This window comes from Desulfitobacterium hafniense DCB-2, from assembly GCF_000021925.1.
Classification (GTDB): Bacteria; Bacillota; Desulfitobacteriia; order Desulfitobacteriales; family Desulfitobacteriaceae; genus Desulfitobacterium; species Desulfitobacterium hafniense.
On record NC_011830.1, the window covers coordinates 4163974 to 4190029 of the forward strand.

Annotated in this window: 21 protein-coding genes, 1 pseudogene and 3 CRISPR repeat arrays; of the genes and pseudogenes, 1 reads left to right on the forward strand and 21 read right to left on the reverse strand. The window is 47.4% G+C overall.

Features of this window, described 5'->3' with window-relative positions; all coding sequences use genetic code 11:
- Window positions 1-193: 193 nt before the first annotated feature.
- Entirely contained in the window at window positions 194-1036 is an 843-nt protein-coding gene (locus DHAF_RS19615; RefSeq protein WP_015944882.1) for a DUF3102 domain-containing protein, read from the forward strand.
- Window positions 1037-1555: 519 nt separating this feature from the next.
- Window positions 1556-2048: direct repeats of the CRISPR family, unit length 30 nt; unit sequence GTTTCAATCCCTTATAGGTAAGCTAACAAC.
- 143 nt (window positions 2049-2191) lie between these two features.
- Here the strand turns inward: DHAF_RS19615 and cas2 are convergent.
- The 21 genes and pseudogenes from cas2 to DHAF_RS19715 form a co-directional block, all read right to left on the reverse strand.
- The gene (gene cas2 / locus DHAF_RS19620) at window positions 2192-2455 is read right to left on the reverse strand and encodes a CRISPR-associated endonuclease Cas2 (RefSeq protein ID WP_005817554.1); all 264 of its coding nucleotides are present in this window, start codon (window positions 2453-2455) and stop codon (window positions 2192-2194) included.
- Window positions 2456-2555: 100 nt separating this feature from the next.
- A complete protein-coding gene (gene cas1b / locus DHAF_RS19625; protein ID WP_005817555.1) occupies window positions 2556-3551 on the reverse strand; it encodes a type I-B CRISPR-associated endonuclease Cas1b in 996 nt (331 codons plus the stop codon).
- A 68-nt stretch (window positions 3552-3619) separates the two neighbouring features.
- Complete coding sequence (cas4, locus tag DHAF_RS19630; protein ID WP_005817556.1) at window positions 3620-4129, reverse strand: CRISPR-associated protein Cas4; 510 nt, start codon at window positions 4127-4129, stop codon at window positions 3620-3622.
- 22 nt (window positions 4130-4151) lie between these two features.
- Window positions 4152-6569, reverse strand: coding sequence for a CRISPR-associated helicase/endonuclease Cas3 (locus DHAF_RS19635; RefSeq protein WP_015944883.1), 2418 nt, complete (start codon window positions 6567-6569; stop codon window positions 4152-4154).
- A gap of 839 nt (window positions 6570-7408) precedes the next feature.
- A protein-coding gene (locus DHAF_RS19640; RefSeq protein WP_085930657.1) for an IS3-like element ISDha7 family transposase occupies window positions 7409-8589 on the reverse strand; the annotation gives its coding sequence in 2 pieces (ribosomal slippage) (window positions 7409-8337 and window positions 8337-8589; 1182 coding nt in all).
- A gap of 12 nt (window positions 8590-8601) precedes the next feature.
- Entirely contained in the window at window positions 8602-8832 is a 231-nt protein-coding gene (locus tag DHAF_RS19650; RefSeq protein WP_015944884.1) for a hypothetical protein, read from the reverse strand.
- A 184-nt stretch (window positions 8833-9016) separates the two neighbouring features.
- Window positions 9017-10170: a CRISPR direct-repeat array (repeat unit 30 nt; unit sequence GTTTCAATCCCTCATAGGTAAGCTAACAAC).
- 185 nt (window positions 10171-10355) lie between these two features.
- Window positions 10356-11051, reverse strand: a complete 696-nt coding sequence (gene cas5 / locus DHAF_RS19660) for a CRISPR-associated protein Cas5 (RefSeq protein WP_015944885.1) — start codon at window positions 11049-11051, stop codon at window positions 10356-10358.
- Between the two features lie 43 nt (window positions 11052-11094).
- Window positions 11095-12045, reverse strand: a complete 951-nt coding sequence (locus tag DHAF_RS19665; protein WP_015944886.1) for a CRISPR-associated protein — start codon at window positions 12043-12045, stop codon at window positions 11095-11097.
- On the reverse strand, window positions 12038-14095 hold the full coding sequence (locus tag DHAF_RS19670) for a hypothetical protein (protein ID WP_015944887.1): 2058 nt from the start codon (window positions 14093-14095) through the stop codon (window positions 12038-12040). The genes DHAF_RS19665 and DHAF_RS19670 overlap by 8 nt, the downstream gene beginning before the upstream one ends.
- A gap of 157 nt (window positions 14096-14252) precedes the next feature.
- Window positions 14253-14597 carry a HepT-like ribonuclease domain-containing protein gene (locus DHAF_RS19675; RefSeq protein ID WP_011460590.1) on the reverse strand — a complete coding sequence of 115 codons (345 nt, stop codon included), beginning with the start codon at window positions 14595-14597 and terminating at the stop codon, window positions 14253-14255.
- Complete coding sequence (locus DHAF_RS19680; protein WP_015944888.1) at window positions 14587-14886, reverse strand: nucleotidyltransferase family protein; 300 nt, start codon at window positions 14884-14886, stop codon at window positions 14587-14589. Before DHAF_RS19680 ends, DHAF_RS19675 begins: the two co-directional genes overlap by 11 nt.
- Window positions 14887-15378: 492 nt before the next feature.
- Window positions 15379-19331: a CRISPR direct-repeat array (repeat unit 30 nt; unit sequence GTTTCAATTCCTCATAGGTAAGCTAACAAC).
- A gap of 407 nt (window positions 19332-19738) precedes the next feature.
- A complete protein-coding gene (cas6, locus tag DHAF_RS19685) occupies window positions 19739-20479 on the reverse strand; it encodes a CRISPR-associated endoribonuclease Cas6 (RefSeq protein ID WP_015944889.1) in 741 nt (246 codons plus the stop codon).
- A gap of 283 nt (window positions 20480-20762) precedes the next feature.
- Window positions 20763-21308, reverse strand: a complete 546-nt coding sequence (locus DHAF_RS19690; protein ID WP_015944890.1) for a GNAT family N-acetyltransferase — start codon at window positions 21306-21308, stop codon at window positions 20763-20765.
- Window positions 21309-21420: 112 nt separating this feature from the next.
- On the reverse strand, window positions 21421-21561 hold the full coding sequence (locus tag DHAF_RS25920; RefSeq protein WP_158304533.1) for a hypothetical protein: 141 nt from the start codon (window positions 21559-21561) through the stop codon (window positions 21421-21423).
- Window positions 21554-21721, reverse strand: a complete 168-nt coding sequence (locus DHAF_RS26175; protein WP_015944891.1) for a hypothetical protein — start codon at window positions 21719-21721, stop codon at window positions 21554-21556. The genes DHAF_RS25920 and DHAF_RS26175 overlap by 8 nt, the downstream gene beginning before the upstream one ends.
- 604 nt (window positions 21722-22325) lie before the next feature.
- Window positions 22326-22499 (reverse strand): hypothetical protein, encoded by a 174-nt coding sequence (locus DHAF_RS25925; protein WP_158304534.1) that lies wholly within the window; start codon window positions 22497-22499, stop codon window positions 22326-22328.
- A gap of 156 nt (window positions 22500-22655) precedes the next feature.
- The gene (locus DHAF_RS19695) at window positions 22656-23156 is read right to left on the reverse strand and encodes a sensor histidine kinase (RefSeq protein WP_015944892.1); all 501 of its coding nucleotides are present in this window, start codon (window positions 23154-23156) and stop codon (window positions 22656-22658) included.
- Window positions 23140-23388: a hypothetical protein gene (locus DHAF_RS19700; protein WP_041272000.1), complete on the reverse strand. Its 249-nt coding sequence runs from the start codon at window positions 23386-23388 to the stop codon at window positions 23140-23142. Before DHAF_RS19700 ends, DHAF_RS19695 begins: the two co-directional genes overlap by 17 nt.
- Complete coding sequence (locus tag DHAF_RS19705) at window positions 23389-24285, reverse strand: sensor histidine kinase (RefSeq protein WP_015944893.1); 897 nt, start codon at window positions 24283-24285, stop codon at window positions 23389-23391.
- Between the two features lie 15 nt (window positions 24286-24300).
- A complete protein-coding gene (locus DHAF_RS19710) occupies window positions 24301-25134 on the reverse strand; it encodes an ABC transporter permease (protein ID WP_015944894.1) in 834 nt (277 codons plus the stop codon).
- Window positions 25127-26040: pseudogene (locus DHAF_RS19715) on the reverse strand (ABC transporter ATP-binding protein). The gene DHAF_RS19710 and the pseudogene DHAF_RS19715 overlap by 8 nt, the downstream one beginning before the upstream one ends.
- Between the last annotated feature and the right edge of the window lie 16 nt (window positions 26041-26056).

Here is a 26056-nt window from a genome sequence, read left to right on the forward strand (position 1 = left end):
GCTTATACTTTCTGATAGTGCAAGGCTAAGCTGCGCCCCCAAACTTATCTACCGGTTCTTTAATGCCAAAGGACCTGTCCGAAATAGGTACGCGCGTACCTATTTCGGACAGGTCCTGCTTTTTCTGCCAGTCATTGGGGTCCCTCTCTAATCATATGATGTGAAAGAAGGAAAAGAAAGGAGCGGTGTAGCCATGAATCCTACTGTCCCGGAACGCACCTCCCTGATCATTGCCGTGGAAATCAACAGCATCAAGGACCAGACGGAAAAATTAGTGCTGCATAATTTTATTGAGATCGGCCGTCGTCTGCATGAGGCCAAGGCTTTGCTCCCTCATGGGGAGTGGCTGCAGTGGCTGGAGGAATCGGTGGACTTTTCCCCTAACAGAGCCGCCAAGCTGATGCGCCTCTATGATGCTTACGGTCTCCCTCACTCCTCCCTGCTTGACTCCGACGCACAGGATCAGGTGCTGTCCAAGTTAAGCTATACTCAGGCCCTGATCCTTCTGGGCGTCCCGGAAGAAGAACGGACTCAGCTCCTCCTCGATCTGGATATCGAGAACATGAGCACCCGGGAGCTGAAGAAGGCCGTGGACAAACAAAAACAAATCCAACAGGAAAAAGAACGGGCCGAGCAGGAAAATACGGCCCTCCGGCAAGCTCTGGACGGAGTCAAGGAGGCAAACACCGAGCTGGCCAAGGAGCGGGACAGCCTGAAGCAGGAAGCGGTGGAGCTGCGCAAGACTCAGCAGGCCTTGCAGGAGAACGTAGAGAAAGCCACACTTCAGAATAAAAAGCTCAAAGAAAACATGAATTATAAGAGCTATCAAAGGGTGCGCAACGACCTGGCCGCCGCCCAAACTAAGCTGTTCACCAGCCAGGTCGCCTTCAAATATGAAGCTCTGGAAAGAGCCTTCAAGGAACTGTCCTATGAGCTGGATCTGCTGGCCAATCTTGATGCTCAGGTCCATGCCGGATATATGAGCAAGCTGAATGACTTTTTGCTCAAAGCCATGCGGGGGAGAATGCAGGGCTGAGGTTCAGCCCAGTGAGCCCTTTTTTCACGTTGGTTTCACAACTGCCAAATAGGGATGATCTTCCCTGTCCCTTGTCCAGCGCTCTGAGCTATTTTGGTGGTACAAAATGAAGGTAATGGAATTTACAAGCCGCGACTCATCGTCCAGCCCTCCCGCTCCATCTTGATACTTCATAGACGGATTTCTTCTCAAAACCTTTTCGTGTCATTGCCTCTGCACCGGGGTGAGCGGTAGGGGATGACTAGATTTAGACCTCCTGCCACGTCATTTTATCTGTTACAATTTTTTACTTTTTCATCAAATAAGAGTCTGTCCGAAATAGGTACGCGCGTACCTATTTCGGACAGACTCTTTCCTCCGCATAATTACTCTTTCCTGTATTACATATTTTATTGAGCCTTTAGCATTGTGATCTCTCTTGGGCAACAACTACCGCCGACATGATGTACATATATTTTTAGACTCTTCTCAGAAGCTCTAATCTCTCTAAGCCGTTCCTGCTTCTCCTTAATCTGATTGGCTTCAATCCCTCATAGGTAAGCTAACAATTTAATACGGCAAATGGAAGAGACCGCAGGACATAAGTTTCAATCCCTTATAGGTAAGCTAACAACTTTTGCCCAATTTTCTCTACATGAGTGTGGATGATATGTTTCAATCCCTTATAGGTAAGCTAACAACCATCCTTGAGGTCACGGAGTTTTTGAGTCATGTTTAGTTTCAATCCCTTATAGGTAAGCTAACAACAAACCGCTCAATTTTCACCCGAAGCTTCTGAAAGCGTTTCAATCCCTTATAGGTAAGCTAACAACAAACACCAGGCTGGCCGAACTGGCGGCGCTCATATGGTTTCAATCCCTTATAGGTAAGCTAACAACTCGGTGTGCTTTTGGGATTGCCCAAAAACGCATTTGCGTTTCAATCCCTTATAGGTAAGCTAACAACTGTGGGGTTGGAGCCGGTGCGTATGGCTTCCAGCAGGGTTTCAATCCCTTATAGGTAAGCTAACAACCATTTTACCCGCATAAAATCAACATCTACAGCTCCCTGGAGCCGTCTCAAAAATTTCACTATTCTCTGCAGGCCGCTTACTAAGCGACATCCCTTGTCGTCGATCTCCAGGGATTTTTACCTTACTGCACATCGACGACAATTTCATATGATTAAATTCTGACCTCCCTTTCGCAAACCCATGATCTCCCGCTCAGAATAGCGGGTCGTCCTCAGTGTATAAATAATAACCGAATCTTCTTCAGGCACTATAATCCTGTCCAGCTCCATCTTCAGCTTTGCCAGATTGCTTTCCGAAATCTCTCCCTCAAAGACAGAATTCTGCACCCAGTTCAGGTACTTTCTGCACCGCTTCAGTGCTTTGGCTACCCGCTTTTCCCCCATATCATAGACTAAGATCACAAACATAAGTATACCTCATCTTCCGAATTTTCTCTCCCCTAAATTTATGCCTATCCCTTTCAAAAGTCGCTGCATACCGTCTATTCGATAGTGTGCTCTCAACTCTTCACCACTGGCTGACAAAAGGCTCGTAGTCTTTCTCACCCATGAGATGCTTTTCCAGCTTGTACAGCTCAAGACGAAGCAAGCGCCGATAAGACACCGGAGTGCCTATATCCCGGTGGTTGATGGTGGTTTTCAAACGGTTTTCCAGCTCCTCAACGAAAACCCTCCGTCCGTTCTCCTTCAGCATTAAGCCCCCGGACTCCTTTTTAAAATCGCTCTTTTTGATCATCTTTTTCCCGATCAGAGTAAAAATCACCCGATCCACCAAAATCGGTTTAAAGATTTCCGCCACATCCAAATTCAAACTAAACCGGCGAAAATTAGTGGTATGAAGATAGCCGATGCGCGGATCCAGATGAGTTTTATAAATTTCACTCAACACTGTGGAGTATACAATGGAATTGCCAAAACTGATCAAGGTATTCATTGCATTTTTAGGAGGCCGCTTTGAGCGCCCCTCGAACACAAATTCCGGGTGGCCATGAATCGCGTCAAAGGCCTTATAATAATGTTCCCTGATATTCCCTTCAAAAGCCATCAGCTCAGGAATCGTGCCGGCAGCTCCTATACCTTCACTCAGCTTTTCTATCTCCGTTAACCGGGGCCCCACTTCCTTGCCCCGATTGGCATAGTATTTAAGAACCTGCCTGATATTTAAAAAAGCACCGTTCACAAATTGCCGCGCCAGCAACAGCCTTCTTTCCTCATTCAGGTAAGCTTCAGCCTGCTTCAATATCATATACCCTGAGTTATAGTGTTCCCGGGGATAAAAGGTACCGCTGTAATAACCATAGTTATTAAAGTAATGAATGATAATCTCCTTTTGCGTGCAGAACTCCAGGAATCGTTTATTAATATCCACCTCCCCAAAGACCATCAACTCGGAGGTATCTTCCACAGGGATATATTTTTGATCCCCCTCCTCATTGACGAAGAAAATCGTATCATCCTTCCGCCGGAGCTGACCATTGGAGAAGATATATAAGGTTTTTTTCACAAATCCACCTCCATTTTCGCAAAACCAAGTGCTGTTAACTCAACCCTTGGCAGCACTATGCACACGCACTAAGCCCAGCAAAATTCCTTATAGGCACAATTTCTGCAGAAATGAATCTTTTGGGGCTGGGGAGGCCTTTCCAGAAGGGCGATCCCTCTGATCTTTTCCATGGTTTCCAGCAGTTCCTTCTCCATGTCTTCTGTGAGAGCCACCTCTTCTTTCTTGCGCTCTTTGGGAAAAAACAGTTCCCCTTTGGCTTCGATGCCCCGCTCTTTCAGCTCCAAAAGATAAAATCCCAATTGCATCCGGGCGCTTTTGGCGTATTTGGAGCTTTTCTTGACTTCTCCAATGACCAAGCCCTCTTTGTCCTGACGCACGATATCCAGTCGGATATTGCCCAAGGAGATCTCCTTGTTTTTATCCCTGGCATAACTCATCTCATGGATGAACCGTCCCAAATCCAGATTAGGGTCGTCCTCGTCGGGATTGACCTGGCGGAGCATCAGCCAGACCTCCCTGGGGCAGCAATAATAATACCAGATATGGGTCCCGGTAAGATTAAACTCCGGATGCTCCATAAACCCTCTCCCTCCCCACTGCTTAAATTATGGCGTCAAACCCTTCCACAGCCCGTTTGGCCAGGCCTGCCACCGGATCATAATCATTCCCGCTCCACAAGCAGGGTATCCTGTTCTTTAGATAGAGTTCTTTGCCCACCAAGGAAAAAGCCAGCTTAGCCGGAACATTGACCACATAATGATTCAGCAGGATCATAAATTCTTTTCTGCCCTTGAAGGACAGGCGGGAATAATAATCCCTGTCTTCGTAGCAAGCGTAAATATCTTCCGCCTCATAAAGTCCCAACCGCTCCTGCAGCTCTACAAACCGCTGAGGAAAATAGGCTTGATCCTCTTCTTCGGTCTGCCAGGGAACAAACACCGGCAATTTAAAGTAATCCTCCCCAAAGGGTTTGAACTGTTGTCCCAGCAAGGGCCAATTCCCTTCATAAGCATCAATAATCGCCTGCTTGCCCGCCTCATAAGAGTTGCGGGCGAACATCCTCCTATAATACTCCTTGATCAGCTCCAACAGCTCCGACTCCAGCCATACATCCTGCTTCTGCAAGAGTTCATCGGTAAGCTTCTGCAGTTCAGAGGGGTAAATGAAGCCGCGGGTATTTTTCTCTCCTCCCCTTAAAAAGGTCATCAGAGTCAAAATCCCCCGCCTCCCGGAACCATTGCGGTTGACCCGTCCTGCTGCCTGAATAAGGGAAGGAAGGATCGGCAAGGCCCGCATGATATGATCAAAGCTGAGATCAACCCCCGCTTCGATAATCTGTGTGGAGACCACATACTGGCCTTCCCGCTTATTCTCCGCCTGAAAGTGCCTGATTTTCTCGATTTCCACCCGTTTATGGAGAGGAATCATCATGCCGTGCAACAGCTTCAGTTGAGACGGCTCTACCCTGGCGGCCAATTGTTTATAGACCAGATAGGCATCGGCAATGGTGTTGAGAATGGCTGCCTGAGATAAGCCCCTTTCATCCGCTGCCAAGAGCTCGCTTCCCTTCAGCAGGTAGCCGGCCACTCCCTGTTCATCCATCTCTCTTTTCTGCTCCACCTGATAACGTTCAATTTGCTGTACAGGGTTTACAGCCAGGCAACCCGGCTGTTCCGACAAACCGTAATCAAAAGGAGGCATGGTGGCGGACAAAAAGAAAATGCGCAGATTATATAATTGGGCGACAGACTCCAAACCGCACAAAAAAACATTCCAGCTTTCAGGAGCAAAGATCTGGGGTTCATCAATAATCACCACACTGTTGTGGAGATAAGCCCGCCGCAGAGTATCCTGAGCCTTGCCCGGGAACAGGGCTTTGGACCACTGCTGAAAGCTGGTGCAAATGACGGGATTGGCCCAGGCCTCCATCATCAGTTGACCGGAATGAAACTGTCCTTCCTCTTCCCGGTCTTCATCCTTCTGCTTTTCTTCCAGCACAGCCAAGGAGTGATGCTCCAGGACAGAGGCACCCATAGCCTTTTCCATCACACCGCTGGTCTGCTCCAGGATGGACAGGTAAGGCGCTACATAAATGATTTTTTCATAGCCTTGTTCTCTTCCCAGCCAGGCGGCGATTTTCAGAGCCGTGATGGTCTTGCCGTAGCCGGTGGGCATCTCCAGGGTATAGATTCTGCGCCGGGGATCCCTTGCCAGCTGATTAAGAATCTGCCTTTGCGCCTGGCCGCGGATGTCTGCCATGACCTGCTCCCCATTATTCCGGCAGAATTCATCCAGCGCCCGGTCATGCCGGATGTGATCCTCTTGACTAAATCCGACCCTTTCCATAGGGGCAACGTGAAACCGATCCCCGGCAATCAGGGCTGTGGTCAATTCCCGCCAAAAAGTCAATTGAGCCATTGCCTTGCCGTAATCGGGGGAATATCCCAAATCCAAACCATCCGATGCCTCTTGGAGCACATCATAAAGCCGGTCGATCCATTGGTCCAAAGCTTCAGCCGTTATGGGGACCTGGCGAAGCTCAGGATAGATTTGTTCTATGAACCTGGTGATACCGGGCAAATCCATCTCTTCCCAAGTCCCTGCTCCTATCCGATGCTTCTCGTCGAGATGCTTCAACGCCCCATGGTGATCGGCTATATCCCGGGTCAGCCACAGCCAGAAAACGGCATATGAGGGCCACTTACTTTCCTGTTGCAGCAGGTGAAAACCCAAATACGAAAAAAGAAAGGCGCCTTCAGGAGCATGGTTCGGCCCCCCCTTGTTCTGCCCCCGGATGTAACTCTGCCACCTTCTATGGGCCTTGGCCATATCATGGCAAACCCCGGCCAAGCCAGCCAAGCGGATGAATATACGGTCATGGCAGTAGGGGCAGCATTCGCTTTTCAGCCGTTGTTCCACTGCCTCCTTAACCCCGAGCAAATGGTCCTTCAACAGATGTGTTCCGCCCTGCTCATCGGGCCGGGCAATACATTGAGCAAAGGGAATCAAACGGGACATCTTCAAGCCTCCTTGAACTGAGCAGGTCTATCGTCCTGCTCCCGGATCTTTCACCGCCGTATGGTATCACAGGGATTATATAAAAAACCCTCTCTATTCTTAGGTATTTCGACCATAAATTGTAAAATCCTTTAATATTTTTATCTTTTAATATCTTCTTTTGAGGATATTCTTTTGAGGCGAATCCCAAAAGCTATCGGCACTATTTAATGTAGAACCAAGCCTTGCCGGGTTAGGACTTCTCTCCAAATAGGAAAAAGCACCCGCAAACGAGTGCTCGTATGTAATACTTTATTCTGTAACAGAAAAGGCTTGCAGAGCGGTCGGCTTTTCCTCCGGAAGGAGATGATACCATTGGCTCCTCTTTGATTTTGTTATACCACATCTTGAAGGAGAATATGACTATTTATAGTTTTGGTCAGTTTATTTTATATTGTCAGATTTATACCGATGTTTCGCCTCCATCCCCGGGCAAAGCCGACCGCGGAGCTGCCATCTGGGTATGTATTACATTGCTAATTTTGATTCTAAAATTTCTATTCTCTTACGAAGTTCGTTCAACTCAGTTTTATCATCCTTATGACCTTTTCTCGATAAAACGGACATTCTAGAGTTAGGGATTCTCCCAGAATCGCAGGATTGCTTCTTTTTTCATCTTAAGTAAATGCTCCAAGCTGCTCTCTCAGGGGCCAGCCCCTGAAACCCCGCCCTCGCCGGGTGGCAGCAGAACAGTCTTTAAACTGTTCTGAGACATAAGGGTCTTAGCTAGTTGGCCTATCAAGGGCAAGGACTTCGTCTCGGCTGACACCGCCCCTTGACAGGCGCCTACCAAGTTGACCCTAAGCAGCCTTTTGGGTCTCACAGTGCTTCTTTAAAAAAGCTGCCGGTGTCAGATTCCCTAACGCTTGATGCCTCCGTTGTCGATTATAAAAACATTCGATGTACCAAAAGATATCCCGCCTTGCTTCCTCGATGTCTTTGTATGTTTTGTGATGGAGCCTTTCTGATTTAATGGTGCTGAAAAAAGACTCTGCGCAGGCATTATCAAAGGGGTTGCCCTTTCTGCTCATACTTCGTATCATTCCCCAGTGCTTTAATTCTTCGACATAGACGGTGCTGCAGTATTGCCGCCCTTGATCCGAATGATGAATCAACCCTTTGAGCGGTCTATGACGCTTGACAGCGTTCCTTAAGGCTTCCAAACAGAGCTCAGTCCTCATGTGTTCAGCCAAAGCCCAACCCACAATTTCTTTATGAAATAAGTCCTTGATGGCAGCCAGATACAGCTTGCTTCCTTTAGCTGTTTTAAATTCTGTGATATCCGTGACCCAGACTTTATTCGGGTGCTCAACCTTAAATTTTTGGTTTAAGAGATTCGGGGCTTTGGGCAAATCATGATTCGAGTCGGTGAGACAGACGCGATAGGGCTTCTTTCGAACACTGTATAGTCCATGTTGCTTTTGTAATCGGTAAACCCGGTTTCTACCGCATTGAAACCCTGCCTCTTTGACATCGCTCCAAAGTTTATCCAGACCAATCATTGCCTGAGCCTTGGTATGGCTTTCCTTCATCACCTTAAGAATCGTTTCGTTCTCTTTTTGACGCTTGCTGGGTTCACGCCTATCCCAATCATAATAACCGCTCCGAGATACCTCTAAGGTTTCGCACATCTTCTCAACCGGGCAGCTGGAGCTGCTGGCTTTTTTAATCATCTGATAGATTATTTCCGGTTGCTTTGGGCGAAGATGGCGGTAGCCTTTTTTAAGATATCTATCGTTAACTCCTGATCGGCAATCTTTTTATCCCTTGCTTTAAGCTCAGCTTCAAGCTCGGCTATCTTGGTCTTGATAGGATCTTGCCTCTCTTTGGTTTGCTTAAGCCAGTTGCGCACAGTTTGCTCATTGACCCCAAAATCTTGAACCACACTTGAAACTGAACGGTTTTCTTCAGTGATTAAGCGTATAATGTCATGTTTGAATTCTTGATTATACCGTTTCCCGTTTTTTGACACGTTTATCATCCTCCACAGGTCTTATTTTACCCTAACTCTCCTGTGTCCGACAAACCGGGTATGGGTCATTAATTCCTGAATGGCTCTCCATGTCATATCCACCTTTTTACTAATCGCCTGAGTTTCAGATTTTAAGGAACCTATTTCGGGTTTTAAAGAACCTATCTCAGATTTTAAAGAACTTATCTCAGCTTTTAAGCCTCTATCCATTGCCGTTAATCTGTCTAAAATCAAATCTAATTTATCATCCACGCCTTATCCCTCCTAATTTTTAGGTTACCACAAGGATATATGTAATACAATGCCAGGAGCTGCAGCCAGCGAAATGTATTACATATATTCTTTAAACTCTGTTCACAGGCCTTAAGGGAATTATCAAGGGTCTTGAGACTTTTTTCAAGATAACGAACATCAAACAAAGCCCTACCAAGTTCATATTTCAATTCCTTATAGGTAAGCTAACAACCTAACCATTACTGTTGTTATACCGTCAGGTACAGTCGTTTCAATCCCTCATAGGTAAGCTAACACCTTTTCGACCGAATCCACTGGTTGGATATTCGCTTCAATGGTTTCAATCCCTCATAGGTAAGCTAACAACTCTGAAGCAGTTTCGAAGATCAAAGCGGAAATGACCGGTTTCAATCCCTCATAGGTAAGCTAACAACTATAATCATAGTATAAACTTTAATAATCCTAGTGTGTTTCAATCCCTCATAGGTAAGCTAACAACTTGAGGACTACTACAAAAACCTCTATTTGCAAACCCCGTTTCAATCCCTCATAGGTAAGCTAACAACGGGCTTGCCGGCCAAGACGGAAATAAGGCAAACATTAGTTTCAATCCCTCATAGGTAAGCTAACAACACAACGAGGATGAATGGATATCTTACTATGAGTCCGTTTCAATCCCTCATAGGTAAGCTAACAACTGGTCCCGCGAAGAATACCGACAGAGTTATGAGGTTTCAATCCCTCATAGGTAAGCTAACAACCCTCAATATCGGGGCCAGGATGGATGCGATGACAACGGTTTCAATCCCTCATAGGTAAGCTAACAACTTAAATCGTTGAGAGCATCCTGATACTGTTTGCGCGGTTTCAATCCCTCATAGGTAAGCTAACAACCCAGAGATCTCCGGGACCTTTTTAGCCCCTGTTGGAAGGTTTCAATCCCTCATAGGTAAGCTAACAACATTTTTATCTCAGGAGTTGATGAACTTGATTAGATGTTTCAATCCCTCATAGGTAAGCTAACAACCTTGCTCGATTGCCGTATATGATGGCTTTATCTACGGGTTTCAATCCCTCATAGGTAAGCTAACAACCGGCGGGAACCGGGGCTGCTTTTTTATTGACTTCTTGTTTCAATCCCTCATAGGTAAGCTAACAACTATGCGTTTTGATTTTTTGGTTTTCGGCGGAAGCAGGTTTCAATCCCTCATAGGTAAGCTAACAACGCTGGAAACGACTGATTTCTATACAGCGCCATGTTGTTTCAATCCCTCATAGGTAAGCTAACAACAAAAAAGAAAATCCAACTCAAGCCACCGAGGAATCGTTTCAATCCCTCATAGGTAAGCTAACAACCCATTTTACCCGCATACAATCAGCATTTATGGCTTAACAAGTTCAGCCCGGAGAATCCGCGTTTACCCCACAAGCTGCTTGTTAAGCCATAGTCCTTGTCGTCGGTCTCCAGGCATTTTTACCTTACTGCATACCGACGACAATTTCATATAGCAAAATAATCTCCGCCCATTAAGCCAAGGCCATTAAACAAGACATACCAAGTCCTCTCCGAACTGCGCCACTCTGAGATCCAAAGGCGAATCCGGGCCATCGCTTTTAGGGATAAACGCAATAGGCTTCCCGTCTTTCTCATAAAGGAAATCCACTGATTTCTCAAAGGTCCGCTGCCCTTTATACTCATACAAATACCCACCTGCCCGGCAATAGTAGCGATCCGCCTTGAGAACGATCTCCCGGATAAGAGCCGTAGGCACAACTGTCCTCATCTCAATTTCCTTTCCCTCCGCCACAGGATAGGATACTTCCGGGTAGACCTTATAGAGTATCGGCTTAGTCAGGGCATAAGCAGTACCTAAATAAGTAGTATACACCGCCCTTTCCCCAGTGAGAAAATCCAGCAACTGCTCTGTATACTCTTCCCCAGTGTAATAAATGCGATAGCCGGGATTGACTAACAATTCAATAGTGGTGGGACGGTTAAAGGTGCTTCCCGGATCTTTCCCCAGCATGGACATCTGCTGAGCTACGGTTCGCACCGGACGCAGCAGCTCAATACCCACCCGGTCGGTGGTCACAAAATCCTCAATCCCCAGAATCGCCCCCACCAGCCCTTTGGCCGCTGTAGGTGTAATAAAGGGATAGGTCAGCTGGGTTGCCGTGGTGTCGGGGCGGCGGAAATGACCTACAGTGCCCAGGACATCAAATGCCAATCCTTTCATAACCTTCTCCTTTTAGTATAGTGTTGTTCTTCATAAGCGCAGCTTACCATAAAGGCTGCAGCCAAGGGGCGATATCCCCGCTGATGGTCACTCCTGGATGAGCCCAAATCCGGCATTGGGCTATCTTGTCCTGCTTCTCTGCGACAGCTGCTAAAAGCCGGGTCAAATCGAAGGAAACATCCTGGAGAGATGAAGGCAGCTTTCCAGCAGCTTTCCAGGCCGTGGTATCGGGAGACATGGTGATCAGATCTTCCAGATAACCGATCCGGTAAAAGGGATCGCTATATTCAATATGGATCAATATCAGGGGCTGCTGCTGTCCTCTTCCCCGGGCCTGGCGGTGCTGGGTGCCCTGCCACAGTGCCCGGAGCAACAGTTCCTGATCCTCAGCAGTCATTCCCGAGTGCTCTGCCGCCTTGGCGTTGATCACCGCCGGCATGGCAAACACGGCAAAGGGCACCGTATAGCTGGTCCAGATAGTTCCCTGAGTCTTTCCCTCTCCGTCAGCGGTGGAATCCATACTGGGCATGACCACCGTTCCTTGCACATATTGGGTATCCACAGGATGAAGGGAGTGGGCCCACCCGAATTGAACCGGTCCGGTAAGGTTGAACTTAGGCTTCACCGAGTAGACGATGCCGAAGGTGCGCACATCAAAGCAATGTTCAATCAGGACACTCTTCATGTCTTCCTTGGCCTTTTTCTCTTTGCCCACGCTTTTGGCAATTCCTTCCGCCAAACTGCCCCGGCCAAGCAGCTTCCCTTTGTCATTCACCTTTTCCTGAACAAAGATGTGGTTTTTCTGGTCCTTACCGCCGTCCTGCTCCAGAGCAATCACAAAATCCCGCACATCTCTTTTAATGCTCACATCGCTTAAAGAGATACGCCCGTCCTCTTCGGGAAACAACCGCCTGGCGTCACTGTCATTCAAAGGATCCCGGTTGGGTATCCCATCCTTCACCGATTTGACAAACAAAATCTCGCCGCTATTCATTATCCCTGCCTCCATCCTCTTCCTTAACTTCAGGATCACTTTCAGTTCCACCATCGTTGTTCTTATCCGATTTATAGAGCAAATAGCCCGACCAAAAAGCGGTCATAAATGTATCCTTTTCCGGAATCAACTCCTGCTCCTTTTCCAAAAACTCCAGCAGAGTTTGAGCCAGCATAGGCCGGAAATTGCTCCCCAGCTTCATGGACCATTGCTGGGCCAGCTCTTCGCAGCGCAGCAAGCCATTCTTCCAGATCATTGCCGGCGTCAATTTGCTGCCGAATTTCATCACCCGCTGTTTGAGAAAATCCTTACCCGTCTTTTGGTAATACGAGTTGGAAAACTGCTTCAGCAATAAACCGGCAGCAAAGCCCAATTGCTCTGCCTTGGCCAGATGACTCAGCTCCAGCTTCCCCTGGGCATACAACGCTTTAAATTCATCCCAATCCGCCAAAGTTCTCACTCCCCCTTGCTTGTGCAAAATCTTCTCTTCATATTCCTTTAAAAAATACAGAAAGCTATAATGGAACACCAGCTCCTGGAGCATTTGCCCCCGGTCTTCCTTATTGGCCAATTCATTGAGCTTTCGGGCAGTAGCCATGTGCAGCCGCTCCCATCTGAGGGGCTCCTTGTGAAAAACACTCCGCAGACTCTCCCACACATAGCCTGGACCATACACATTGGCCAGCAGGGCCGGAAGATTCTGGGTGCGATAGACAGGTTGTTCCCTCACTCCGAAGGCCTCCTGAATTTTGCCTGTTTCTCGCGCGCTTAACCGATACAGTATTTTTTCCACCTGGCCGGCTACACTGGGGATCACATCCTCGATCATAGCCCGGATGTGCATATTGCCACGGGACAAATCACCAGAATAATAGAGGATGGTCAAGCGATGCTCATCTCCCATTTCCGGAACGATCCTGTCGATGCCCGCCAGCACTTTTAGCTGCAGATCGCCGTCACTTTGTTTCTCGTCGCGCTTTTTCAGCAGCTTTTGATACTTGACAAAAAGCTGCCGGGAGTCGCCGTCTGTCAGAGGCAGAACCATGGGAATACCGTAAATGGATTCAAAGCTTTCCACGCTCATCATCTTCTTCGCTTCCACACTGGTAATAGGCGCAAACATCTCCTTAAGAACAGCACTGGAAATGGGCACCTGAATTTCCTTGAGGAATTGTACTCCGTATAAATAGGCGGCGTAGCTTTCCTCATCCACTTTAATACCTTTAGTCCATTCATCGTCATTCCAGTAGATGGAGCGTGGGGATTCCCAGGTAGGGGACAGCCAAAGCCAGGATTTGTTGTAGATGGAGACCACCTCATCCGTTTTGCGATTGGTGAAGGTGGATAGGGCATTCTTCTCTTTGCCCAACTCAGCAGCCTCGTAAAACTTGGCCCGGCCAATTCTTTTCAGGACCTCTTCCCCGTCTAAATGGAGGTGAGCTCCTGGAGTCAGCGGGCTTTCAGCGATCCACATGGACAGCTCATTCTCTCTCTTTTCCTGATATTTATGAAACATCGGCAGCTCTTGGTCGAAGATCATCATGACTCCCAGCTGCTTGTCCTCAGTGATCAGTTCGGCCCCCCGAGCAGCTAATAATTCAGCAATCCGGTCGGCTAAAGCAGCTCTCTCTGCCTCTGTTCTATCCCGATAGCCTAGAGTTTTGCCCAGGCGGGGAAGAAGAAACTCTTTTTTAAAGGCCTCTTCATCCTTCATGGCTTTAATATGAGGGTCGTACACCAGATAACACGGGAGCGGATAAATGCCTTGGGCATGGAGGGGGTTGCCCCCATTGGGATAGAAAATGGGAAAGGCCACATTTCTTACGGGATTGACTTGGAAGGTTTCTTTCTTTTCCTTGGTCTCCCTGTCCCCTACCTCCATCGGCTGAAAGCCGATGTCCTTCTCCGTGATCTCAAGCAGGAAGACATGGCGGAAAAAATTTTTGCAGTTTTCACTGCTTACATCGGTCAACAGCCGGATTTTGTCCCGGCAGGGCATGTCGCTGTCTTTGATCGGACGGCCGATGCGGATGATGGCTTCGGCTAGCATTGGATCACCTTCTTACAGTTTTTCTTCAACCGTTCTAATATTTGAACCATCTACTGAGAAATACAGAAAACAAGGACAGGTTTTTACCTATCCTTGTTTTCATTCGACTAAATAATACCAATTCCTGCATATACTTCTGTTTATTTTCGCTAAAAAATTAAGTTCTCTTTTCACCCAAGAGCTGATTTATCTGTTGCACTAGCTCGGGAAGGCTTTCCCCGATAGTACCCCATAAAACCCCCAAGTTGACATTTTCATAATCATGAACAATTTTATTGCGCATACCTCGAATACTTTTCCAAGCAATCTCAGGATTTAATTCTTGTGTCTCGGCGCTGATGTCTTTTGCCAGCTCCCCGATTTGTCCGATGCAAAAGGCACAAGCAGCTATTGTTTTACGATCACCCACAAACTGTTTATAGTCCATATTATCGACATACCCGATTATCTCCTGGGCATAATTTATAATCTTATGAAGAATGATTCTATCTTTATCGGTCATAGAGCAAAACTCCCTGCTGCCTAATCTCGTGGTCGATGGGTGAACCAGGCCTTATTTCGGAAATTTCAAAGAGATCTACTTTGCGCCCTAGCGTCTGAGTAATGTCCTCCAGTACCCCATAAAATTTGATATTTAACAATTCTCCCCGGCTATCAATTACAATATCCACATCACTGCTGTCGGTAGCCTTATTTTGAGCGAAAGAACCGAAGAGTATCGCCTGGTAAATAGGGGCAGCCTCAAATATAGGGAAAAGCTTATCTTTTATCTCCGCTACGTCCATTGACATCGTGATCATCCTCCGTTATGAAACTATCACTATCGACCTTAATATCCATTGTATGGAAACAGTATATCATAGCCTGCTTTTATTCTCCATATTTAATCCCTTAATATAGAATTTCCCGGCAATGGTGTCACACCTGACACCATTGCCGGGAAAAATTTATCTGTGATGCTGATTATCAACTCGGTAGATGCTTGTCAAGGGGCGGCGTCAGCCGAGACGAAGTCCTTGCCCTTGATTGGCTAACATGGCCAAGACCCTTATACCTCAGAACAGTTTAAAGACCGTTCTTCTGCCACCCGGCGGGGGCGGGGTTTCAGGGGCTGGCCCCTGAGAGAGCAGCTTGGAGTATTTACCTGAGATGAAAAAAGAAGCAATCTTGCGATTCTGAGAGAATCCCTAACTCTGGAGTGTCCGTTTTATCGAGAAAAGGTCACTTATAGGTAAGCTAATAACGATAATTTGGGTTTTCTGAGCGCAAGATCACTGTTGAGCGTTTCAATCCCTCATAGGTAAGCTAACAACTGGAGAGGTGTTATAATTTATCGGGGAACCCGTAAATGGTTTCAATTCCTCATAGGTAAGCTAACAACTTAGCTTTTGTTATGTACCCTGATGACCTCGATGAGTTTCAATTCCTCATAGGTAAGCTAACAACTGTTCCCCCACTTGTTCTACATGTGTCGCAAGATCATGTTTCAATTCCTCATAGGTAAGCTAACAACCGAAGGCACCTTTGGCACAGCCTCGACAGGACGAGCGTTTCAATTCCTCATAGGTAAGCTAACAACCTCTTCGAGAGAGAAGAAGAAGGCGATATCCTTCTCCTGTTTCAATTCCTCATAGGTAAGCTAACAACTGCTTCCTCAAAGACGATCTCTTTGGTGAGCAGCTGTTTCAATTCCTCATAGGTAAGCTAACAACCCTATTGCAGTCGGTGTTAGCCATTTAGTATTACCTGGTTTCAATTCCTCATAGGTAAGCTAACAACCCGTACACCTCGTAGGCATCACTATAGCGGATTCTATGGGTTTCAATTCCTCATAGGTAAGCTAACAACGTGTTGAAAAAGCAGTATTGGACAGGTGGGAGATGTTTCAATTCCTCATAGGTAAGCTAACAACTAGGATGTCCTGAATACGAAGAGCTGCTGATTCATTGTTTCAATTCCTCATAGGTAAGCTAACAACCGGTGGCACATAATGGCTTTGCGCCCGGGCAGATTTGTTTCAATTCCTCATAGGTAAGCTAACAACGATGGCGGCCATTTCAGCCAGAACATTACCGGGCGGGAGTTTCAATTCCTCATAGGTAAGCTAACAACTACCCACCTTCTTGGGGGCCTGTTTGCCATTCTTTTCTTGTTTCAATTCCTCATAGGTAAGCTAACAACGGGACTAAGGAATCTCACATTTTCAGCGATGACCTCAGTTTCAATTCCTCATAGGTAAGCTAACAACAGGCCAGACATGGCAGCGACGTAAGATTGATTTTGGGTTTCAATTCCTCATAGGTAAGCTAACAACGAAGTCGAGAAAAACACGCCGGTTGACACGAAGGAGCTTGTTTCAATTCCTCATAGGTAAGCTAACAACTGTGATAGGTTTTAGTGATGCTTATAGTTTGTTCTTGTTTCAATTCCTCATAGGTAAGCTAACAACGTGATGAAAAACGATCCCTCACACTTGAAGAGCAGGTTTCAATTCCTCATAGGTAAGCTAACAACTTAATAGGCCTGATGTATTGTCCTCAACAGGCTTATGTTTCAATTCCTCATAGGTAAGCTAACAACAATCTTACCACCGTAGACAGGAGTCCAACCAGATAGAAGTTTCAATTCCTCATAGGTAAGCTAACAACGTCAACATATGCCTCTGAGTCTTTGCCGTCCGCAATATGTTTCAATTCCTCATAGGTAAGCTAACAACTTCCTATGAGCAATATCATATTATCACGGATATTGCGTGTTTCAATTCCTCATAGGTAAGCTAACAACCGGTAATAAAGCAAGAACGTTAACCGCGAGGCACGATTGTTTCAATTCCTCATAGGTAAGCTAACAACAGTAGTGTATTGGGTAGTTGGACGGTATTGCAATATAGGTTTCAATTCCTCATAGGTAAGCTAACAACAAAGGCAGGGATTTTTTTACCTTGCCTAGATTATAGTTTCAATTCCTCATAGGTAAGCTAACAACGGAGCGTGAGGGCCACAACGACAACAAAGGTCACTGGGTTTCAATTCCTCATAGGTAAGCTAACAACAGCTAATCCACATCCCCACAGGCAGGCCGGTCATGGTGAGTTTCAATTCCTCATAGGTAAGCTAACAACCTTATGGACCACAGGGCCAGGGCAAGGCTGCGGTAGTTTCAATTCCTCATAGGTAAGCTAACAACGGGAAACGAACTCTATGAGTTTGTAGAAGGATTATCGCCAGTTTCAATTCCTCATAGGTAAGCTAACAACGCAACGTCAATCACCCTCAGTGTCTCTTTTCTGAAGTTTCAATTCCTCATAGGTAAGCTAACAACTGATCTTACTCATGCGGGAGGTTTTGAGGAAATCGTGTTTCAATTCCTCATAGGTAAGCTAACAACTAGGTACAACGAAAAGGCTTACGATAGAATAGAAAGTTTCAATTCCTCATAGGTAAGCTAACAACACAGGTCAAAGGATTACATCGATAGGCTTTGCGATGTTTCAATTCCTCATAGGTAAGCTAACAACGAAAGTGAGGAAGGCTCAGTATGACAGAACGTGAGATGTTTCAATTCCTCATAGGTAAGCTAACAACATGCAGTCTTTTGAGTTATGAGGGCTTTGAGGATTGTGTGTTTCAATTCCTCATAGGTAAGCTAACAACTCCGTCACTATCATAGGGGATGGGGTGGGACTTGCGTTTCAATTCCTCATAGGTAAGCTAACAACCTCCTTATGTGTTATCTACCAGGAGTACGAGGATATAGTTTCAATTCCTCATAGGTAAGCTAACAACTCGCCATCCTAATCCTCCTTTTCTTCCTGCTTCTGTTTCAATTCCTCATAGGTAAGCTAACAACATTGAAAGGCTTGCTTTATCGTGTATCATGTACTTGTGTTTCAATTCCTCATAGGTAAGCTAACAACCAAAAAATTTGGAAAGCTTATGGACAAGGTCTCGAAGTTTCAATTCCTCATAGGTAAGCTAACAACTCGGGTCTTAGGGTTTTGGATTTTACCTCACGATGTTTCAATTCCTCATAGGTAAGCTAACAACCATGGAAATAGGCCGAAACATAGCGAAATATCGGAGTTTCAATTCCTCATAGGTAAGCTAACAACTTGCAAAATACGTCCCCGATTTGTGAGGATTAATCCTCGTTTCAATTCCTCATAGGTAAGCTAACAACATGTATTTGCCGTGGTCCTGGTTAGGTTGGTGAAGTTTCAATTCCTCATAGGTAAGCTAACAACTCCCGGTTGTCGAGAAAGATGGGCGCCGATACTCCGGTTTCAATTCCTCATAGGTAAGCTAACAACTGCCTGTTAGCTGCGCCAGTTCATCTATGCTCATGTGTTTCAATTCCTCATAGGTAAGCTAACAACAAGTATCTTAGGCGTTAGGAGGTACACACAATGGCGTTTCAATTCCTCATAGGTAAGCTAACAACACAATCAGGGCGCTCAGAAAGGTAAAAATAAAGCGGTTTCAATTCCTCATAGGTAAGCTAACAACTTAGCTAAACTCTACGGGGATGGTCGGCCATTGGAGTTTCAATTCCTCATAGGTAAGCTAACAACTGAGATAAAATACAAAGTTCCACCGATATCAAAAAGTTTCAATTCCTCATAGGTAAGCTAACAACTGCCCCCACACTGAATAGGCAAATAGCATATTGAGTTTCAATTCCTCATAGGTAAGCTAACAACGGGGAATTTAGAATCCTCATGATTGGCCATAAGAAGGTTTCAATTCCTCATAGGTAAGCTAACAACAAGACGTTCACGCGATGTCGCAGCGCCATAATCACAGGGTTTCAATTCCTCATAGGTAAGCTAACAACGGAACCGCATGAAGATTTATTTATGCCAGAGCGAGAGTTTCAATTCCTCATAGGTAAGCTAACAACCTGGCCAGCGCCTTTGACGGAGCGTTTGAACTGGCGGAAGTTTCAATTCCTCATAGGTAAGCTAACAACGAGGCGCGGAAGGATCTATGCCCACGAAATGAGTGATGTTTCAATTCCTCATAGGTAAGCTAACAACGTCTACCCCGTGATCAGGAATGATGGAAAGGAAGTGAGAGTTTCAATTCCTCATAGGTAAGCTAACAACTACACTCACTCCATTATCACTTACGATGTAAAAGCCGTTTCAATTCCTCATAGGTAAGCTAACAACTTCAAATACCTTCTTCACATGCTCATCTGAACAGGCGTTTCAATTCCTCATAGGTAAGCTAACAACCCATTTCACCAGCATTAAATAAGCCATTACAGCCATTGACCAAAATTAACCAAATCAGCACTTCTCTTCTTAGCCCGCTTATTTAGCCATATTCTTTGTCGTCGATCCCCGGGCATTTTTACCTTACTGCACATCGACGACAAGAGCTACGATTAAAACTTAGCCTTTTATCCTCCCCCTAATCTAGTGGTAGGAGGAATAAACCGGCTAGTTTATCTAAAACGAAATCAGCCCTATCTCTCATGCTAATATTAGCACAGGAAGGGATTAGATCAAAATCGAAATTCTGGGATTGTTGAAAAAGTAAACTCTTTAATACCAAACTCCAGTATCACTTTGCCAGGAAAAGGTCTGTCCGAAATAGGTACGCGCGTACCTATTTCGGACAGACCCAACGGCGATGTTTACTATCCATTGATAATCTCCACACACCCGAACCCCTGGCTGTTCTTACTTCCTATTCCTCCATCGACGGCCAACTGAAGCAGCTCTTTCGGCCCCGATAAAAGCAGCTTACCGGCATACCCTTTAATTACTGTGTTTTTATAATTGACGATCCTCATCCTTTGTATTCCCAGCGGTCGGATTTCCACTTCCCCTTCCGGTCCTTCTGATCCATAGAGGGCCCGGTATTTCTTGCGCAGATTTTCATTGAATAAACGGCTATAATCCGTTTCTCCCGGTTGAAAGTAGACCGTATATTTCCTGCCATCCGGCCTGAGCAGCGTACTGTACAGCACCACCGGGGAAAGGGTTCTCACCATAACCTTATTTTCTCTCACCTTATACTGACCGGCACTTATTCTATCGATCTCCAGCTCCTGGGCCCCTAAGCGCATAACCCCTTTTGTAAGCAGCACATTGACCAGGGACTGGCAAAAATCCTGCAGCGGAGAGGATACCGTCAACTTCAGCTCTCCTTCAAAAGCAATCCTTTTATTCACCCTATCCATTTGATACACACCCTGGATTAAAGAAAAACAAAACAGCTTAAAGGCGCGGTTTCCGTCGCTATAGCCCTTCTCATGCAAAAAAGCCGCCAGCTCCTGATCAATGGAATTGTACAACGCTGCCTGAACCAAATAATTATAGTGAATAGGCAATACAACCGGTTCCCGCAAAGGTTTAAAATAAATCTCTAAATTCATTTTCTGCCGCTCCCCATCCTTCCTCGGTATGGCCTGAATTAACAACCTCGTTTCAATTCCTCATAGGCAGGCTAAAGACCCGGAGCATCCTTACCTTACTCCATACCGACGACAAATTCACATAATTAAACCTAACCCATTCCCTTCTAACATCCGCCCGTCCCCTACCCTTCCTGATAATGTTAGCATATGGAACACTAAAATCAAAGACAGCAATCCTTTAAGCCTTTCTTCTCAACTATCCAACTATCCCGAATCAGACAGGACAGGACCTTGATTCTTTTCAGCCGTCTTCCTCCCGGCTTTTCAATTGACACCTATAGAGAACATGCTCAGCTAGAGGACTATTCTCTGCAACATGGGGGTGCTTAAATTCCATAACCTTTTTCATACCAAGCTTCTTCATCACATTTTCCGACGGAAGATTAGCTTTCGCCGTGAAGCTATAGACTTCATCCAATCCCAAGGTATTGAATCCATAGTCCAAGCACGCTTTTGCCCCTTCAGTAGCATAGCCCTTTCCCCATGCCGCATAGTTAAGCCGCCATGCTATTTCCACACAAGGAGTGAATGCCGCCGCAAATGTTGCTCTATGAAAGCCTATAAACCCGATAAACTCATGATTGTCTTTGGTTTCCACAGCATAGGCTCCATATCCCAAACTGAGTTCATCGCGAATCATCTCATAGAGTGAATCGGTTTCCTGCTCTGTAAGGGTTTCGGGGAAATATCTCATCACCCTTGAATCCTTATTCATCATTCTGAATTCCCTTAGATCCTGTTCCTTCCAGTCACGGAAAATTAACCTTGGTGTCTCAAAATAAATCATTGCCTGCTCCTCCACTTACCCCTTATATCAATCGCTCCCTATTCATCATCTTATAGGAATATACAAATCCACTTCTGAATCCGGATAGCCATCCCCCCAAAAACCCTTCATCCTACAGCTCAAAGTCCTCCCACCAGTACATTTCTTCCTTTTGGAGAGAAACCATGTCCCCAAACACGACAACGTTGTCGCATTTGGGGACAAACCCGGTTTCCGGCATTTTACTAATCAGAGCCAAGACTTCCTTATTCACACTCACAGCCTTCATCTTGAATGACCATGACTTTCCCCTCAGGAAACGGCTCCCCATCCATGAATTCCTTCTCACCCTCCCGCTGTGCCTTTAAAAGGATATCCATGGCATCGGCAACCTTAGCCGCCAGTTGAAAATACATCTTTTTATAGTCCGTCATTTCGTCTATACCCCCTATTTCAAGCAGCGGCAAGGCTCCGGGCCCTGACCCGGTCCTGCCGTCTGCTTTGATAGGGGAAATTAAAAAGCACATATGCGAGGTTTTTTTACCCTACACATGTGCCATGCTTCGTTATCTGCTGAATCCTAACACCTAACCCCACTCAACCGGAAACAAACCGGCTGTGAACAGAAAAGCGGTCCGCATAACCGTATGCGAACAAGCCCTTTCAGCTGCCTGGGTCAGGAATAGGCTGTATCCCCTGTTGCGTGAAGCCGCACAGTCTGCTCTGTTCCCTGCCGGCACCTCATTACACTCACTCCACCCTAGGCACAGGCAGTTTGCTTGTGCAGAAAGGGGCGGCATTGTATAATAAGAATGTCGTCGTGGACAGCCGGACTGTTACGTGTAGGTGCTCTCTCACCTGCTCGTGCCTGAGAGTGCGCTAACACTTTCAGGTCACGGCGACTTTTTAATTTCCACCTATTCCTAATTATAGCTTGTTTGAAGGAAAATGCAAGGGAGTACGCACATTGGTTCACCTTGGCTAAGTTATGGGAACACCCTTGTTAGCCGGAGCCGGAAGCCGCAGACAATCCCTGATTTACTTGCTCCAAAGCAGAACCGAACCCTGGGTTTCCTCAGTTAATTCCTCTGCCGATAAGTTTTCCAAGCCGTTGTACTCTCCTGTGAAGTAATCAATATGATCAATTTCCCCCGCTCCTTTTTCTGCATAGGCCAGTACGTATTCGTAAAAAGTTCTTGAATTGGACGCCACCACATCATCCCACAAGGATGTGGAAAAGCAGAAATATACATTGGTTCGGTTTGTCCGTTTTTATTTACTGTGACAAGGACAGATCTTTTCCACCCTCCGCAATAGGCTTAAGGGTTCCTCGGAGGCCGGTTCAATCACAAGCCCCTCCCGTTCTTGTTAACTTGGCGGCAGCAGCAGGGTGAAAACTGCTCCCTCTCCGGGGCGGCTGGCCACTGTAATAGTTCCCCCAAGCCGGCGGACAATCTCCCGGGAAATGGCCAGCCCCAGCCCCAGCCCGGTGGTATGAAAGCCGGCCTGTTTTTTGGTATAATAGGGTTCAAAAATATGGGGAAGATCCTGGGGCTCGATGCCCGAGCCCGTGTCGGATACGGCAAAATGATACATGCCCTTCTCCACAGTGATGGATATGCCGATCTTCCCGTTGTCATTGCTGTGGCGGATGGCATTTGCCACAATATTTTCGACAGCCTGCTGCAGATAGAACCGGTCGCCGCAAAAGCAAGCGACCTCCTCGACACAGGACAGCTCAAAGTCCAGACGCTTGCCGCCGGTTTGCAGGGAAGCCTCATGGATAATCTGACGGCCAAGGGCGGCAAGATCAAAGCGCTCCTGATTGAAGCGGATTTGTCCATCATCCAGCTTAGCCATCAGGAACATATGGGCCCGACACCCTGATTAGTTCTCCCGTCTCCAGCATTTTTTGCACCCGGAGGAATAACCAGCGGTCTACCACACCGGAAATCTGTCCCAGGGTACTGCCGATTAACCAGGTTATCCTGAATTCTCCTTCAGGCATATGAGCCCGCAAGGGGGCATTTTCCCGGACCAAATCCAGCCAGGTATTGCATAGACTTTGCGGCGCAGCGGGCTGATGGGCTTTCCCCTCCATTCAGTCCGGTTCAGCCAAGGGAAATCGAATACAGATGCTTAGCTTTTGCTCCCGGTAGTGGGCGGTGATCTCGCCGTTCATCTGTTCGACCAGGGTCTTGGCAATAGCCAGCCCCAAGCCTGTGGAATGCCTTGCCGCTTCAACGGTAAAAAAGCGGTTGAAGAGTTTACCCACCTGGACCTCGTCTAAAGCAGCCGCTGTATTGGTAAACAGGACCTCCCCATTGTCCCGGAGCCGCACCTCCAAATCGCCGTCGCTGTATTTCAGGGCATTATTCAAAATATTGCCGAATATCCTGGACAGAGCCCCCTTATCCAGCCGCCGCTTAACGGGCTGTTCCGGCAGGTGAACGACGGGAGTGATCCGGCGTTCCAGCAAAGCCGGATACACGGCGGCAAGGCTTTCCTCCAGGACCCCCTTGACACTGAGTAGTTCCATCTGCATGGTATCCCGGGCAGCAAGGATAAGCGAATAGCGGAACAATTCTTCGGTAAGCTGCTTCAAGGTCTCCGTCCTGTTGGCGATAAAGGCCAGATAACGCGCCGCGGCGGCGCTTTTTTCCTCCTCCTCCAACAGCTCCAAATATCCGCAGATGGCGGTGAGAGGAGTCCGCAAATCATGGGAGATGTTGGTCACCGCTTCCTTCAGCTCCCGGTCGCCGTTCAGATAGTGCCGGCGCTGCCGGCGCAGCAAGCGCAGCTGGGTATTGATGTCAGCAGCTAAACGCCTGGCCCGGGGATCGGTGGAGGATATGGAGATGAGCGTGTTCGTATCAAGAGTAAGACGCTCCTTGAACTCCACGCGGATTTCATCCATGCTTTGATGGAGAAGCCGTATCTTGACACAAAGCACAGCCACGGCCAGGGACAAACCGGCGCACAGAATCCAAGGAAGCATCTTTTTCGCCTGCCCTTACTTCAAATCTTTTTTGCCAAAGGCGAACACACCAGCAGCCGTTGTAGCCAAGGCGATCACCCCAGAGGCTGCCAAAGAGAGGAGAGGGCGGCCCAGTTCCTGGTTGGCCATGAGAATTCCCTGACCGCTCGGCAGGCAGTCGAGGACCAGCTGATATAGTGTCCGTTTCATGCCGCTCACATAATTCGGGTTGGGTGTCGGCTCTGCCATCTCCATGCCATTTTTTGTGATCACCATGCCGCTATTCAGCTCCGGCACGCAAAGGCTGTTATAAAGCAGGGCGGCTGCCACCAACAAGCCAAGGGCCAGCAAAATAGCCAGGACAGCTGTGGTCGCCTTGTTTGAAGAAAGCATGGCGAGCAGGGTGAACATGCCTGTCCAGGCCCCCGTGAAGCAAAGGGCGGTTACAACGTAAAGCAGCACCCCATTGGTGCCCATCTCCCACACCCCCAGGACAGGAATGCCCACAAGCCCGCCCAGCAGCCACAGGGCCACAAAGCACACCCCCGCAGCGAAGCAGATCACATAATTGGCTAAATAGATCGCTGGGCGGGTGCGGCCGACAACGATCTTATTGCGCAAAGTACCCTCGCTGTGCTCCGTTCCTATGAACAGGCTGGCAAAGATGGCGCAGCACAGACCGATGACAGGAGCCAATTTGAAATAATAATCATCAAGGGTCCGCAGATAGCCCTCTGCCATCATAGCGCCGGCCTGCCTGGAGGCATTCAGCATCATCCCGGTGGAAATAGCCAGCATGGCCAGCATCCCCAGCCAAAAGACCTTATTCTTCCCAAGGCGGCAAAATCCCGCCGTTAAAAGATTACCCATGGCTGCCACCTCCCACGATGCTCAGATAATAGCTTCCAGGCCTTCGTCCCTTTCCTGCACGGAAATCACCTCACAGCCCTCCCGGGCCAGGGCCAGGGTGAGCTGTGAGATATTGACTTTAGCGAAGACATCGGCCCTGCGTTCGGAAAGGATCTTATAGTCCAGCTGCAGGCCGTCCAGGACCCGAGCTAGCGTTTCTGTGGAAGAAACCTCTACACGCAGGCATTTGCGGCAAGCCTCTTCCAACTCCCCGGCGCTGATCTCTTTCACCATGCGCCCACCGTCAATAAAGCCGTAATGGGTGGCCAGCCTGGCCAGTTCATCAAGGATATGACTGGAAATAAGGACGGTGATCCGCTGCTCCCGATTAAGCTTTAAAATGAGTTCCCGCATTTCAATAATGCCCTGGGGATCAAGCCCATTGACCGGCTCGTCCAGCACCAGAAAATCCGGATCACCGCAGAGGGCCACGGCGATACCCAAACGCTGCTTCATACCCAGGGAGAAGTTTTTGGCTTTCTTTTGGCCTGCTTCCGCCAGTCCTACCAGCTCCAGAAGCTCCGGGATTCCCTCAAAGGAGGGTAAGCCCAGAACACGGTACTGCTCCTTGAGGTTTTCCCGGGCTGTCATCTCCAGATAAATCGACGGCGTCTCCACCACCGCTCCCATCCGGCGACGGGATTTCACAATCTCTCTTGTCCGGCTTGATACTCCGTACAGGGAATAATCGCCGGAGGTGGGCCTTTGCAGTCCGCAAACCAGCCGGATCAAAGTGGTTTTGCCGGCACCGTTTTTGCCGACGAAGCCGTAGATCGCTCCTTGGGGAACGTGGAGGGAAAGTCCGTTCAGGGCCTTAAACTGTCCGTAGTGCTTGCTTAAGGCATGGGTTGTCAGAACATAATCCATCTTGAAGCCTCCTTTT

What these genes read in the sequence shown, in the direction of transcription:
- DHAF_RS19615 (WP_015944882.1), top strand. Translation starts at nt 194, where the DNA reads ATGAATCCTACTGTCCCGGAACGCACCTCCCTGATCATTGCCGTGGAA.
- cas2 (WP_005817554.1), bottom strand. Translation starts at nt 2,455, where the DNA reads ATGTTTGTGATCTTAGTCTATGATATGGGGGAAAAGCGGGTAGCCAAA.
- cas4 (WP_005817556.1), bottom strand. Translation starts at nt 4,129, where the DNA reads ATGGAGCATCCGGAGTTTAATCTTACCGGGACCCATATCTGGTATTAT.
- DHAF_RS19635 (WP_015944883.1), bottom strand. Translation starts at nt 6,569, where the DNA reads ATGTCCCGTTTGATTCCCTTTGCTCAATGTATTGCCCGGCCCGATGAG.
- cas5 (WP_015944885.1), bottom strand. Translation starts at nt 11,051, where the DNA reads ATGAAAGGATTGGCATTTGATGTCCTGGGCACTGTAGGTCATTTCCGC.
- DHAF_RS19665 (WP_015944886.1), bottom strand. Translation starts at nt 12,045, where the DNA reads ATGAATAGCGGCGAGATTTTGTTTGTCAAATCGGTGAAGGATGGGATA.
- DHAF_RS19670 (WP_015944887.1), bottom strand. Translation starts at nt 14,095, where the DNA reads ATGCTAGCCGAAGCCATCATCCGCATCGGCCGTCCGATCAAAGACAGC.
- DHAF_RS19675 (WP_011460590.1), bottom strand. Translation starts at nt 14,597, where the DNA reads ATGACCGATAAAGATAGAATCATTCTTCATAAGATTATAAATTATGCC.
- DHAF_RS19680 (WP_015944888.1), bottom strand. Translation starts at nt 14,886, where the DNA reads ATGTCAATGGACGTAGCGGAGATAAAAGATAAGCTTTTCCCTATATTT.
- cas6 (WP_015944889.1), bottom strand. Translation starts at nt 20,479, where the DNA reads ATGAATTTAGAGATTTATTTTAAACCTTTGCGGGAACCGGTTGTATTG.
- DHAF_RS19690 (WP_015944890.1), bottom strand. Translation starts at nt 21,308, where the DNA reads ATGATTTATTTTGAGACACCAAGGTTAATTTTCCGTGACTGGAAGGAA.
- DHAF_RS26175 (WP_015944891.1), bottom strand. Translation starts at nt 21,721, where the DNA reads ATGACGGACTATAAAAAGATGTATTTTCAACTGGCGGCTAAGGTTGCC.
- DHAF_RS19695 (WP_015944892.1), bottom strand. Translation starts at nt 23,156, where the DNA reads ATGTTCCTGATGGCTAAGCTGGATGATGGACAAATCCGCTTCAATCAG.
- DHAF_RS19700 (WP_041272000.1), bottom strand. Translation starts at nt 23,388, where the DNA reads ATGGAGGGGAAAGCCCATCAGCCCGCTGCGCCGCAAAGTCTATGCAAT.
- DHAF_RS19705 (WP_015944893.1), bottom strand. Translation starts at nt 24,285, where the DNA reads ATGCTTCCTTGGATTCTGTGCGCCGGTTTGTCCCTGGCCGTGGCTGTG.
- DHAF_RS19710 (WP_015944894.1), bottom strand. Translation starts at nt 25,134, where the DNA reads ATGGGTAATCTTTTAACGGCGGGATTTTGCCGCCTTGGGAAGAATAAG.